Origin of the sequence: Kribbella sindirgiensis (assembly GCF_004331435.1) — a bacterium.
Taxonomy (GTDB): domain Bacteria; phylum Actinomycetota; class Actinomycetes; order Propionibacteriales; family Kribbellaceae; genus Kribbella; species Kribbella sindirgiensis.
In genome coordinates, this window is record NZ_SJKA01000013.1 from 126,188 (window position 1) to 139,165 (window position 12,978).

General features: G+C 69.4%; 13 protein-coding genes. 7 read left to right on the forward strand and 6 right to left on the reverse strand.

The genetic code is table 11. From position 1 onward, the window contains the following. Positions 1-9: 9 nt before the first annotated feature. Positions 10-1,257 (forward strand): ROK family transcriptional regulator, encoded by a 1,248-nt coding sequence (locus tag E0H50_RS30825; protein ID WP_131294163.1) that lies wholly within the window; start codon positions 10-12, stop codon positions 1,255-1,257. Positions 1,258-1,262: 5 nt separating this feature from the next. On the opposite strand, the gene ygfZ is transcribed toward E0H50_RS30825, so the two are convergent. Further along, positions 1,263-2,255 (reverse strand): CAF17-like 4Fe-4S cluster assembly/insertion protein YgfZ, encoded by a 993-nt coding sequence (ygfZ, locus tag E0H50_RS30830; RefSeq protein WP_131294165.1) that lies wholly within the window; start codon positions 2,253-2,255, stop codon positions 1,263-1,265. Positions 2,256-2,365: 110 nt separating this feature from the next. Between ygfZ and E0H50_RS30835 the strand changes: the two genes are divergently transcribed. Then, positions 2,366-3,187, forward strand: coding sequence for an LLM class flavin-dependent oxidoreductase (locus tag E0H50_RS30835; protein ID WP_131294167.1), 822 nt, complete (start codon positions 2,366-2,368; stop codon positions 3,185-3,187). 107 nt (positions 3,188-3,294) lie between these two features. Here E0H50_RS30835 and E0H50_RS30840 read toward each other — a convergent pair whose 3' ends face one another. Further along, entirely contained in the window at positions 3,295-4,662 is a 1,368-nt protein-coding gene (locus E0H50_RS30840) for a cation:dicarboxylate symporter family transporter (protein WP_131294169.1), read from the reverse strand. 123 nt (positions 4,663-4,785) lie between these two features. Between E0H50_RS30840 and E0H50_RS30845 the strand changes: the two genes are divergently transcribed. Continuing rightward, positions 4,786-6,042, forward strand: coding sequence for a sensor histidine kinase (locus E0H50_RS30845; RefSeq protein WP_131294171.1), 1,257 nt, complete (start codon positions 4,786-4,788; stop codon positions 6,040-6,042). Next, on the forward strand, positions 6,035-6,712 hold the full coding sequence (locus E0H50_RS30850) for a response regulator (protein WP_131294173.1): 678 nt from the start codon (positions 6,035-6,037) through the stop codon (positions 6,710-6,712). Before E0H50_RS30845 ends, E0H50_RS30850 begins: the two co-directional genes overlap by 8 nt. Positions 6,713-6,761: 49 nt before the next feature. Here E0H50_RS30850 and E0H50_RS30855 read toward each other — a convergent pair whose 3' ends face one another. Beyond that, on the reverse strand, positions 6,762-7,256 hold the full coding sequence (locus tag E0H50_RS30855; RefSeq protein ID WP_131294175.1) for a heme-binding beta-barrel domain-containing protein: 495 nt from the start codon (positions 7,254-7,256) through the stop codon (positions 6,762-6,764). A gap of 211 nt (positions 7,257-7,467) precedes the next feature. Here E0H50_RS30855 and E0H50_RS30860 point away from each other — a divergent pair, with 211 nt between their 5' ends. Next, entirely contained in the window at positions 7,468-7,830 is a 363-nt protein-coding gene (locus E0H50_RS30860; protein WP_131294177.1) for a DsrE family protein, read from the forward strand. Positions 7,831-8,086: 256 nt separating this feature from the next. On the opposite strand, the gene E0H50_RS30865 is transcribed toward E0H50_RS30860, so the two are convergent. Then, complete coding sequence (locus E0H50_RS30865; RefSeq protein ID WP_131294179.1) at positions 8,087-9,847, reverse strand: coiled-coil domain-containing protein; 1,761 nt, start codon at positions 9,845-9,847, stop codon at positions 8,087-8,089. Next, positions 9,847-10,404: a hypothetical protein gene (locus E0H50_RS30870; RefSeq protein WP_238151419.1), complete on the reverse strand. Its 558-nt coding sequence runs from the start codon at positions 10,402-10,404 to the stop codon at positions 9,847-9,849. The genes E0H50_RS30865 and E0H50_RS30870 overlap by 1 nt, the downstream gene beginning before the upstream one ends. A 165-nt stretch (positions 10,405-10,569) precedes the next feature. Between E0H50_RS30870 and E0H50_RS30875 the strand changes: the two genes are divergently transcribed. After that, entirely contained in the window at positions 10,570-11,721 is a 1,152-nt protein-coding gene (locus E0H50_RS30875; protein ID WP_131294181.1) for a molybdopterin-dependent oxidoreductase, read from the forward strand. After that, the gene (locus E0H50_RS30880) at positions 11,718-12,158 is read left to right on the forward strand and encodes a hypothetical protein (RefSeq protein WP_131294182.1); all 441 of its coding nucleotides are present in this window, start codon (positions 11,718-11,720) and stop codon (positions 12,156-12,158) included. Before E0H50_RS30875 ends, E0H50_RS30880 begins: the two co-directional genes overlap by 4 nt. Here the strand turns inward: E0H50_RS30880 and E0H50_RS30885 are convergent. Further along, on the reverse strand, positions 12,101-12,925 hold the full coding sequence (locus E0H50_RS30885) for a beta-keto acid cleavage family enzyme (RefSeq protein WP_131294184.1): 825 nt from the start codon (positions 12,923-12,925) through the stop codon (positions 12,101-12,103). The genes E0H50_RS30880 and E0H50_RS30885 overlap by 58 nt on opposite strands. Positions 12,926-12,978: the final 53 nt, after the last annotated feature.

Genomic DNA, 12,978 nt, shown 5'->3' on the forward strand with positions numbered 1-12,978 from the left:
GGGGAGACCGTGCCGCGGCAGACGTCTCGGGATCTGCGCAACGAGAGCCGGTTCGAGGTGCTGCACGCGCTGTTCACGCTGGGCCCGTCGACCCGGCAGGAGATCGCCAGACACACCGGCCTGAGTACGGCGACGGTCGCGACCCTCGTCACGCAGTTCCTGGCGGAGGGCGTCCTGCGGATCGCGACGGTCGAGCAGAACACGGTCGGCCGCCCGTACGAGCGGCTCACCATCGACCCCGACCGCGGCCGCATCCTGGGCATCGACGTGGCCGAGACGTACGTCGACGCGACCGTGTACGACGTACGTCTCGAGCCCCTCGGCCAGAGCCAGGTCGCGCTCGACGAGCACCAGAACGGCGAGGCGTACGTCGTCGACGGCATCGTCCGCGCCATCGACGCCGCGGTCTCGGCCAGCGGCACCACGCGCGACCGGATCATCGGGGCCGGCGTGAGTATGCCGGGCCAGGTGCGGCCGGACGCCGGCGTCTCGGTGTTCGCGCCGAACTGGGACTGGCACGACGTCAGGATCGAGGCCCTGCTCGAGGAGCGCCTCGGCCTGCCGGTGTACGTCGACAACCCGCTGAAGGCCGTCGCGCTGTCGGAGCTGTGGTTCGGTGTCGGCCGGACGGCGAAGAGCATGGCCGTGATCAATCTCGGCACCGGGGTCGGCGCCGGGATCGTGATCAACCGGTCCCTGCTGCGCGGCGAGGCGAACAACGCCGGCGAGTGGGGGCACACCCTGCTCCAGCTCGACGGCCGGCCGTGCCGGTGCGGCCGGCTCGGGTGCGTGGAGGCGTACCTGGGGGTGGAAGGACTGCAGGCCACGTTGACCGAGATCGCGCCGGACCATCCCGCGCTGCAGGAGCCGCAGCAACGCGGGTTCGTGGACGCCGTCGCCGACGGGCTGACGCGTGACGACACCGCGCTGGCCGAGCTCGCCCGACGTACCGCTCACTACCTCGCGGCGTCACTCGGCGACCTGGTGAACCTGCTGAACATCCCGCAGATCACGCTCACCGGCTGGACGACCGAAGCCCTGGGCGACTGGCTGATCCCCGCGGTCCGATCCGAGCTGCCCGATCACGTCCTGCCGGGTTCCCGGCTGAACCTCAGCGTCGAGGCTTCCGGTGTTCCGGGCAACCCGGTTGCGCTCGGCATGGCGGCCTTCAGCCTCGAGCGCTTCCTCGGCACCCTGGGCCTGGCCAGCCGGACGAGCCTTCCGGCACCCGGCCGCCGGCTCCGCTCTCCCGCTTAACGCGCTTAGAGCCGGGCGCGGACGTGCAGGCCGGCCTCGGGGTCGACCAGGAGTTCCTGCGTGGCGGTCACCGTGGGCTGATCCTCGGCAACGATCTCGAGGACGGCGGCGGGGTCGACGTTGCGCTTGACCAAGGCGAGAGCGATAGGACCGAGCTCGTGGTGGCGGGCGGCGGACCCGATGAACCCGATCTGCTTGTCACCGGCCTTGACGGCATACCCGTGCGCCGGCAGGTGGTCGACGGAGCCGTCGAGCAGCAGGCGAACGATCCGGCGCGGCGGGCGGCCGAGGTTGTGGACCCGCGCGACGGTCTCCTGGCCGCGGTAGCAGCCCTTGTTCAGGTGTACGCCGACACCGAGCCAGCCGAGCTCGTTCGGGATGGCGCGCTCGTCCGTGTCGAGCCCGAACCGCGGCGCACCGGCCTCGATCCGGAGCGCCTCGTACGCCCAGATCCCGGCCGCGGGGCCGTCCAGCCCAGCCAGCTCCGCCCGCGGCAGGAACACCTCGTGCCCGCCCAGCGAATCCTCGCCGCTACGGCTCAGATACTCACCTTCGGCAGTTCCAGGGCGCCAGATGATCGCGTAGTCGTCGGTCACGTCCGCGATCTCGACGCGGGACATGAACACCATCTTCTGCAGCCACTCCACCAACGCCGCCGCGGCGCCCGGCTCCGTGTGCAGCCAGAACGTCTCGCCGTCGTCGACGCCGTACATCACGTGCTCGACATGCCCGGTCGGAGACAGCAGCAGCGCGGTCGTCGACGTACCGGGTTTGAGGCCTTCGAAGTACTGCGTGGTCAGCGCGTGCAGCCAGGTCAACCGGTCCGGGCCGGTGATCGTGACCACGTCACGGTGCGACAGATCGACGAACGCCGTACCCGCGACCAGGGCCCGCTGCTCGCGCAGATCCGAGCCGTAGTGCGCCGCGACACCGGCATCGGGTCCGTCGGCCTCGACCGCACCGGGCCGGTCCAGCAGGGGGCTGCGCATACGTGACATGTCACCAGAGTACGTCGGTCGGCGTACGGCGAACGCCTCCCCTCGTGGGATGTGGACAGACCTCGCCGGTTGCGAGTCTGGAGACATCAAACGACGAAGGGAGCAGGGCGATGAACGCGAGGCAGTTCCGGTTCGGTGTGGCGGGAAGTCCGAGGACCGGCGACGAGTGGATGAAGACGGTCCGGCAGGCGGCGGATCTCGGGTTCGCGACCGTGCTGATGCCGGACGGGCTGCAGCTCCCCGCGCCGTTCTCCTCGCTGGCGATGGCGGCCGCGGTCGCCGACATCCGGGTCGGCACCTTCGTCGCGGCCGCGCCGCTGCGGACGCCGCGGCAGGCCGCGTGGGAAGCGCACACCCTGACCGTGCTCACCGAAGGGCGGTTCGAGTTCGGCATCGGCACCGGACGTCCGGTCGCGGAGCAGCAGACGGCCGAGGTCGGCCTGAAGTGGGGAACGGCCCGGGAGCGCCGGGAGCAGGTCATCGAGACCCTCGACCTGCTGCGCGAGCTCGACGGTGAACGCCGTACGCCGATCATGCTGGCGGCCGGCGGACCGAAGGCCCTCGCGCTGGCGGCCGAGCGGGCCGACATCGTCTCGCTGGCCAAGGACGCGACCACTCCTCGCTCGGAGGTTGCGGCTGTCGCGCGCGAGTTGCTTCAGCTGGCCGGCTCCCGTGCCGACGACATCGAGCTGGCGATGAACCTGCTCGCGGCCGGCACCCGCCCGCTGCCGCCGTGGACCAAACGCGCTTCCGGCGTCGACCCCGACCAGCTCGAAGCGATGGACTCGCTGATGCTGCTGCGCGGTACGCCGCGGGAGATGGCCGACGAACTCCTCCGCCGCCGCGACGACATCGGCGCCAGCTACATCAGCGTCAACGCCGGCTACCTCGAGGACTTCGCCCCCGTCATCGAACTACTGGACGGCCGCTGACCCCTCTAGGTTGCCCCCTCAGTTGGAGGGTTGCCCCCTCGGAATCTGAGGGGGCAACCCTCCAGCTCGGGGGTTGACCCCTGAGCTGGAGGGTTGCGGGGAGGGGGCTAGTGGTCGGCGGGGCGGGCTTCGACCGCGGCCGGGGCGTCGCCGCCGTGGGTGTCGCCGGCGGCGAAGGCGACCTCGTCGAACGGGTCGTTGCCGGCGAAGACCTGCTCGGCCTGGTTCTTGTCGAACTCGCCGACCCAGTGGCCGACCAGGACCGTCGCGACCGCGTTGCCGGCGAAGTTCGTCAGCGCCCGGGCCTCGGACATGAACCGGTCGATACCGACGATCAGACCGACGCCGTCGACCAGCTCCGGCCGGTGCGACTGCAGACCGCCGGCCAAGGTCGCCAGGCCCGCGCCGGTGACACCGGCCGCGCCCTTCGAGGCGACGATCATGAACAGCAGCAGCGAGATCTGCTGACCGAGCGAGAACGGCGTGTCCATCGCCTCCGCGATGAACAGCGACGCCATCGTCAGGTAGATCGCCGTACCGTCGAGGTTGAACGAGTACCCGGTCGGGACGGTGATCCCGACCACGGACTTGTCGACGCCGAGATGCTCCATCTTGCCGATCAGCCGGGGCAGGGCGGTCTCCGACGACGAGCTGGACACGATCAGCAGGAACTCGCGACCGAGATAGCGGAGCAGCTGGAAGATCGAGATCCCGGTGACCATCCGCAGAATGGTGCCCAGGACAACGATCACGAACAGCAGGCAGGTCAGGTAGAAGGCGAGCATGATCTTCAGCAGGCTGACCAGCGCGGTCGAACCGGCCGCGCCGACGACCGCCGCGATGGCGCCGAACGCACCGATCGGCGCCGTCCACATGATCATCGACAGGATCTTGAACACCAGCCGCTGGATGTGGCCGATGCCGACCAGGATCGGCTGCCCCTTCGAGCCCATCGCCTGCAGCGCGAAGCCGACGAGCAGCGCGACCAGCACAGTCTGCAGGACCTGGCCCTCGGTGAGCGATGAGAGCAACGACTTCGGGATGATGCCGAGGATGAAGTCCGTCGTACTCGTGTGGGCTCCGGCGGCCTGTTTCTGGCCGGCCTCACGGAGCTTGTCGGTCAGGTTCAGGCCCGAGCCGGGCTGCACGATGTTGCCGACCAGCAGGCCGATGGCGAGCGCGACCGTCGACATCACCAGGAAGTAGACGAGCGCGAGACCGCCGACCTTGCCGACGCTGGCGGCCTGCCGGACGGAGCCGATGCCGAGCACCAGCGTGCAGAAGATGATCGGGCTGATCAGCATCTTGATCAGGTTCACGAAGCCGGTGCCGATCGGTTTCAGCTCGGTCGCGAAGTCGGGGAACAGGAACCCGACACCGATGCCGAGCAGGACGGCGACGATGACGGCGATGTAGAGGAAATGGGTCCGGTCGTTGCGCACCGGAGTCGGGCGGGGTTCGGTCGGGCTCGACATGGTCGGGACTCCCTGTATCGGCCTGGCGGAGGGGTATTGGGGGTAACTGTGACGTGACGCACAGGAGAAGCGCGCATTTCGTTCATATCGTTCGCCGCGCACATTCAGTGCAGACTGTTCGGCATGTTGCATCGGCCGTGGGAGCTGCGCCGCCAGGTTCTCTGGTTGCAGACCGTCACGGTCACAGTACTCATCGCGATGGTCTGGATCGTGATGGTCAGCCGCTCCCGCGCCCAGGCGCTCCGGGACCAGGCCGCGAGCGGGATCGCCGCGCCGAGCTGGTGGGAGCTGGCCCGGCTGGACCTGCGCTCGATGCTCGGCATCGCCAGCCTGATGCTCGGGGTCGCGATCGCCGGCAACGCGCTCGTCACCTGGCGGGTCCGCCGGGCCACCCGCGGCGTCGGGACCCAGTCGCTGGCGCGGATGCTCGACTTCTACGAGGGCGTCCTGCACGCGGCCCGCGAAGGGCTGCTCCTGCTTGACCTCGACGGCCGGGTCCAGCTCGCGAACGACGAGGCGCTGACCCTGCTCGGACTGAACTCCGTTGCTCCAGGTACGCCGCTGGAGGAGCTTCACCTCGGCGCTCCGCTCGCCGAACTCCTCGCGACCGGGCGGACGGCGTACGACGAGCTGCACCTCGGCGCACGCGGTGTCGTGGTCGTGAACCAGCAGCCGTCCGGGCGCGGGCGGATCGTCACGCTGCGGGATCACACCCAGTTGCAACGGCTGCTCGGCGAACTGGACGCCGTACGGAGTTTGGCGGAATCGCTGCAGGCACAGAATCATGAGGCGTCGAATCGGCTGCACACCGTGGTCAGCCTGATCGAGATCGGGAAACCGGAACGGGCACGGGAGTTCGCGGTGTCGGAACTGCAGTTCGCACAAGCGATGACGGATCGGGTTGTCGGCACGGTCGGCGATCCGGTGCTGGCGTCGCTGTTGCTCGCGAAGTTGTCACAGGCCCAGGAGCGGGGCGTCGTACTGACGCTCGATCTCGGGCACGAGACGCTAAGCACCCGGCTGCCGGCGCAGGACGTGGTGACCGTCGTCGGGAACCTGCTGGACAACGCGATCGAGGCCGCGCGTGGCGGTCCGGCACCGCGGAAGGTCGAGTTCCGCGCGGCGACGACCGCGGACGCGGTGGATCTTGTCGTCACCAACACGGGTGCCGAATTGGGGTCGGTGGAGTTGGCGCACATGTTCGAGCGCGGGTGGACGACGAAGGCCGAACCGGGCCACGGGCTCGGGCTCATGCTGGTGCGGAGCACGGTCGAGCGGTGGCAGGGTTCGTTGATGGTCGATCCGGATTCCGAGCTGGACGAAGTGCCGGCGCTGACCGTGCGCGTGCGGCTGCCGCGGGCGGTGGGTACGAGTGCCTGACCTCCGCGTACTCGTCGTCGAGGACGATCCCGTCGCCGCCGAAGCCCACCGCACGTACGTCGAACGCCTGCCCGGCTTCACCTGCGCCGGAATCGCCGGTACGGCGGGGCGCGCGCTGCAGGTGCTTGCGCGCGGCAACGTCGACGTCGTACTGCTCGACATGAACCTGCCGGACGGCCACGGACTGGACGTCGTCCGCCGAATGCGGGCCCTGGGCAACCAAACGGACGTGGTCGCGGTGACGTCGGCGCGCGAGGTCGCGGCGGTGCAGGCGGCCGCGCGGATCGGGGTCGTGCAGTACGTACTGAAGCCGTTCGCGTTCGAGACCTTACGCGACCGGCTGTCGGCGTACGCCCGCCAGCGCCGGGCTGCGGCCCTGGGTGAAGTCGTGGCCGATCAGGACGAGGTGGACCGGCTGTTGCATCCGGCAACCGTTTCGTCGGTGCCGAAAGGCCTCGCCGGGGGTGTGCTCGACCGCGTCGTACAGCTTCTCGCGAACCGCGAGGGCTGGACCGCGGAGGAGGTGGCGACCTCGCTCGGCACCTCGCGAATCACCGCCCGCCGCTACCTGGAACACCTCGCCGACCAAGGCCAGGCCCTCCGAACCCAACGCTACGACGGCCGCAGCGGCCGCCCGAAAGTCGAATACTCCTGGGTGTCGGAGAGTTAACGTCCGAAGAAGTGGCGAGACGTCTGTGCAGTTCTTCGGACGTAACGTGTCAGGAACGGACGAGGGTCGCCCAGAGGTGCGGCTGGAGGGGCTGGCCCTCGGCGGCCATGTCGTAGGCCCAGAGGAGTTCGCCGTTGACGAGGCCGTAGAGGCGGTGGCCTGCGGTGACTTCCTTCGCCGAGACGGTGCGGGCCACCACGTCGGTCTGGAGCTCGACCTTGGCGCCGTCGATGTCGCCGTACCAGATCTCGGCGAAGCCGGTCGGGTGGGCGAGGATCACCTCGACCTTGTTGTCCGGCTGCGGGCGCCAGAATCCGGTCTCGACGGCGAGCGGACGCTCCTTGGTGCCGTCCGCGCCGACCACGAACGTCTGGCTGACGTAGTGCAGGTACGGCTTGCCGTTGTGGGTGAAGTCGATCTGCTGCCCGAACTCGAACTTCTCGATCGTCGGGTAGTCACCGTGCCCGCGACCCTCCCAGCGACCGAGCAGCCACGCGAGCGGCATCAGGTCCGGGTGCAGGTTCTGCGGGATCTCGAACGCCATGGGGTCACTCAGTTCGCACTACGGCCGCGATACAGCCGGTAGACGACGAACGCCGAGAACCAGCCCATGAAGACACAGACCAGGACCAGCAGCGTGGTGAAGACGACGTGCAGCACGTTGGTCAGTCTAGAGGATCGGTACGGCGGCCTTCCGCCGCCACCACGTGACATCCCGCACGCCGCGGATCCCGGCGACCGGCTACCTTGGCGGCATGTCCCGCACGCTGGTGATCAAACTGACCGCAGGCGCCGAGGAACCCGAACGCGCCAACCAGGCCTTCACCGTCGCCGCCACCGCCGTCGCGGCCGGCGCCACCGTCTCGCTGTGGCTGACCGGCGAGGCAGTCTGGTTCGCCGTCCCCGGGCGCGCCGAGTCCTTCGAACTCCCGCACGCGGCCCCACTCGCCGACCTCGTCACCGCGGTCCTCGAAGGCGGTCAGCTCACCGTCTGCACCCAGTGCGCCAAACGCCGCAACCTCACCGAACCCAACCTCCGCCCCGGCACCCGCCTGGCCGGCGCCCCCACCTTCACCGAAGAAATCCTCACCGAATCAACCCAAGCAATCGTCTACTAACCACCCCGCACCTGGGCGACCCACCACTCACCGCCGCCCCGCGCGCTCCCCGTGGTCCGCATTTGATGGGTAAGCCAGCCAGATCGGGGGTTTGTGACCTGTAACCAGGGTGGAGAACCCCGCACTTCGCTGGTCGACCCACCAAATGCGATCGGGCGGGCGGGTGGGTGGGTGGGTGGGTGGGTGCGGGTGGGCGGTAACGCGGACCGGCGCCCGCTGGTGGCGGGCGCCGGTCGGTTGGGGTGTGTTGGGGTCGTTAGCGTTCGCGGCCGGTGTCGTTGCCTCGGCCGTCATTTCCGCGGCCGCCGGTGCCCCGGCCGGCCTCCTGAGCGCGCTGCAGATCCCGGCCCGAGCGTCCGTTGACGCTGGCGTCGACGCTCTCGGCCTTCACGGAGGTGAGGGGCTCCTGGTCTGTCCGGGTTTTGTCGAACTGCGCCTTCTCGGTCGGCGGGAGGTCCCGAGCGGGACCACTCGACCGGCCGTTCTGCTGGCCCCTGGCCTCGGCGATCGCCGGGTCCTCGGCGGCCTGCTCCGGCGGACGCCACTGCGAGCCCTGGGCTTGGCTGGCCGGGCGTGGCTCGGCTTGGGCGCCTTGGCCCTGCACCTGCTGCGGATCAACCTGCTGACCGTTCACCTGCTGCGGGTCAACCTGCTGACCGTCCACCCGCTGGCCGTCGACCTGCTGCGTATCGAGCTGCGGTGAGTCCACCTGTTGCGGGTCGACCTGCTGGTCTTCCTGTCCCAGATCGTCGCCATCCTGCTCCAGGTTGTTGTCGACGCCGGTCTCCTCAGCGACGTACGGGTTCACCCCGTCCTGCTCCGCGTCCGCCCGAGTCTCTTGCCCGGTCTCCTCGGCGACGTACGGGTTGACGCCGTCCTGTTCCGCGCTGACGTCGGTGTGCTGCTCCGACTCGTCCAGCCCTGAACTGTCCAACTCGTCCCCGTCGAGTGCCGAGTCCTGCTGCTGGCCGTCTTGATCGAGGTTGTCCTGCTGGAAACGCTCGTCGTCGCCGAGAGCACCCTCCTCAGCCATATACGGATTGACACCCTCCTGCTCAGCAGCAGGCTCCGTCTGGCGCTCGTTGTCCGCCTCGGCCGACGAGTCATCCAGCGCATTGTCCGCGTCTACCCGCGGCTCACCGTCCGCGTCGAGCGCGGGGTCCTGCTGCTGACCGTCCTGATCGAGGTTGTCCTGCTGGAAACGCTCGTCGTCGCCGAGCGCACCCTCCTCAGCCACATACGGATTGACACCCTCCTGCTCAGCAGCAGGCTCCGTCTGGCGCTCGTTGTCCGCCTCGGCCGACGGATCATCTGCCGCGCGGTCCGCGTCGACGTCCGATTCTTGGTCCGCCACAAGGTCCTGCCGGTCGTCGGCGTTCTGCTCGTCGGTGAGCTCGTCGGCCGCGGCCGCTGCTCCGACAGCCGTCGCGGCGGTGGCCGGGTCGATGCCGTCCTCGCGGTCCTTCTGGCTGTCGCGCTGTTGCTGCTTACGCTTCTCCGCGTCCTGCTCGTCCCGGGCTTCCTCGCGGCTCTCGACCGCGTCGTCCACCCCGTCGCCGTCGCGGTCGTTCGCGTCGTCGCGCTCCTCGGCGGCGTCGTCCCGGCGCTCAGTCGCGTCGTCGCGGCCGTCCCGGTCGCGATCGGTCCGGTCCTCGACCCGATCGTCGATCCCGTCCCGGTCCCGGTCGTTGTTCAGGTTCGCGTCCGCTTCCCGGTTCTCCTCCTGCAGCCGGTCGACCTGGCCGCGCAGGTTCTCGTTCCGCGTCTCGAGTTCCCGGACGCGCGCCTGGGCTCGCTCGGCGTTGCGCTCGTACTCGCGGGTGCGATCGATCACGCCTTCGTTCGAGTGCGGGTCGGGGCCCCAGCGATCCCGGATGACTCCCGCCTCGATCCCGATCCGGCGTCGCTTCGACGACGTCAGCCGGTCCCAGACGTTCTTCCCGAGGCGCTTGACGCGATGGTAGGCGGCGACGAGGTGCTGAAGGAGGTCTTCCGCTTCCAGTTGATCGCCAGCCATCAGGCCACCTCGCTCGCGTAGACGGAGTATCCGAAGCCGGCCGCGTTGTCCTCCGGCCCCGGCTGGGACGCATACAGGTGGAACTCGGCTCCCGGGCGGAGCCAGACGGCCAGGTGCCGGCGGCGGCCGCGCCATTCCGGTGGGATACGCAGGTCGTCTCCGGGCCCGACGTACACCGGCGGGCCCCAGTAGCGGCGGGCGACCTCGAGCTGGGCCGGCCAGTGCGCGTCGAGGCCTTCCTCGGCCTGCGACAGCTCCGACGCACCGATCTCGTACGCCGACCAGCCGCTGCGCGGCGACTCCGGCAGTACGGCGTCCGGGAGCACGAGCATCACTGTCTCGCGCTGGGTGACCAGGCCCCAGGTGTACCGATCGGGATCGATGTTCCCCGGCGCCCAGGGCATCCAGCCGGTGGCGTCCGTGACGCGGTTGACCAGGGCACGGATCGCGTCCATGCCGGTGGCCGGCGGCCCCCAGATCGGTCGCCAGTCGACGACCTCGGCCAGATCGGCCATCGCCCGCTCGTCATCGTCGAACGACCGCTCCTGCGTCTTCACTCCGCCACCACTCCTTCCATCAAGTTTGCCCAGAGTATGCCCCGACCGGTGCCACCAACTCGGGTACAGACGCAGACCTGTGGATAACTGGTTCCGGGTACGCCGTTCGCGAGCAGTAACCGAAGTACGCCGTACAGATGTCTCCAGCTGCGTTGTAGTGGAAACATGAAGCTCCCAGCCCCTCCGACGGAGAAGTCGTTCCCGTCGCCGCTGCACCATCCGCGGGTGGCGACGGTCATCGGGCGCTGGCTCGCGGCCGCCGTGACGATCTGCTTCCTGACCGGCCTCTACAGCCACTTCCTGCAGGACACCCCGAGTTGGCTACCTGTCCCGAGCCGTCCGGCGAACCTGTACCGCGTGACTCAGGGCCTGCACGTGCTCAGCGGGATCGTGGCGGTCCCGCTGCTGCTGGCGAAGCTGTGGACGGTCTACCCGAAGCTGTTCGCGAAGCCGCCGTGGCCGCCGAGCCGGCAGGCGCTCGCGACGATGCTCGAGCGCGCGTCGATCCTGGTACTGGTCTCCGCGATGGCACTCGAGCTGTTCATCGGCTTCGTGAACACCCTGCAGTGGTACCCGTGGCCGTTCCCGTTCCGGCAGACCCACTACGCGCTGGCGTGGATCATCGTCGGCGCCCTGCTGGTCCACCTCGCCGTCAAGCTCCCGCTGATCCGCGCGAACTGGCGGCGTACGGCCGAGACGGCGCCTGACTCTTTGCCGCCGGCAATCACCGGACTCACCCGGCGCGGACTGTTCCGGACCGTGGCCGGCGCCGCGACGCTCGTCGGCATCGCGTCGGTCGGCCAGTCGGCCCCGGCGTTCGGCCCCCTGGCCGTACTGGCGCCGCGAAAGCCGAACATCGGACCCCAAGGCCTGCCGGTGAACCGTACGGCGGGGGCCGCCGGCGTCACCGGAATCGACGAGAACTGGCGCTTCCTGATCATGGGACCGCAGCAGCTGTCCTACTCGCTGGACCAACTGCGCGCACTGCCGCAGAGCCGCTCCGAGTTGCCGATCGCCTGCGTGGAGGGCTGGAGCCAAGGGGCACGGTGGGAGGGCATCCGGATCCGGGACCTGCTCGAACTGTGCGGCGCCCCGGCGCAGTCACGGGTCCGCGTGGTCTCGATGGAGAAGGGCGGGTTCTACGCGACGAGTGAGTTGCCGGAGGAGTTCGCCGCCGATCCGCTCACTCTGCTGGCGCTCCGCCTCAACGGCGGTGAACTGGCTCTGGACCATGGGTTCCCGGCGCGGATCATCGCGCCCAACCGGCCCGGGGTGTTGCAGACCAAGTGGGTGCACCGACTGGAGGTCATCACATGAAGACCAGGATCGGCCTGGCCGTCGTCGGTGTCGGCGTCGGGCTGTGGGGCCTCTGGCTGCTGCTCAGCGCCCTGGAACCGCCGGCGCTGGTCCGGCTGCCGATCTGGCTAGGTGGGGCCGTGCTGGCCGACGACTTCGTCCTCGTACCGCTGACCGTAGGCGTCGGTTCGCTCGTCGCTCGCTGGTCCGCCGGACCCGATCGGCACCGAACCGTGGGCGCGGTACGCACGACCCTTCTGTACGTCGGGATCACCAGCCTGATCGCCGTGCCGCTGCTCCTGCGGCAGGGCAAGGGCGTGAACCCGACGGTTCTCCCCCGCGACTACCTCCGCGACTGGTTATTGCTGGAGGCAACGATCATCGTGGGCGGAGTCGCCGGCTACTTCTTCACGTTGAGAAGGTCTCGGGCCTCGTCCGGGGACATCGGCGGCCGCTGAGCGAGGGTCGCCAGCGCGGCGGCGCGTTCGACGAGCTCGGCGTTGTGGGTGACCGGGTGCCCCTTCGCGAGCGTCAGGGTGTCCTCCATACCGACGCGGAGGTTGCCGCCCTTCGCCAGTGCGGCCAGCGCGACCGTCAACGACGTACGGCCGATGCCCGTGGCGGACCAGGACGTGACGGCGTCGGGGAGAGCGTTGACGGCCGCGACGAGTGCGTCCGCCGTACCGGGCATGCCACCGGGGACGCCCATCACCAGGTCGCAGTGCACGCGACCGCCGTACGGCAGGCCGTACTTGCCGAGGAGCCGGTGCAGTGCGGCCACGTGCCCGAGGTCGAACAGCTCGAACTCCGGAACGACCTCGCGCTCCTGAGTGAGCTGGAAGAGCTCCGTGACGAACGGCCACGGGTTCATGAACACGTCGTCGCCGAAGTTGACGGTGCCCATGGTGAGCGAGCAGGAGTCGGGTGCCGCGTCGAGCACCCGGAGACGATCCGCAAGAGGATCGGTAACAGCCCCGCCCGTCGAGAGCTGCACGATCAGGGCGGTGTTCTCCCGGACCGCGGCGACGGTCTCGGTCAGCCGGCCGAGGTCCAGCGTCGGCTGGTGCTCACCGTCGCGGATGTGCAGGTGGATCATCGCCGCTCCCGCGGCCTCGCAGCGCTTCGCGGTCTCGACCAGCTCGTCGAGCGTGGTCGGCAACGCCGGGCAGTCCGCCTTCGCGGTCTCGGCACCGGTGGGAGCAACAGTGATCAGAGTCGACGCCATGGACGAATCCTGCCAGATCGCGCCTCGAAACGGATATTTGCCGGTCGGAGGGT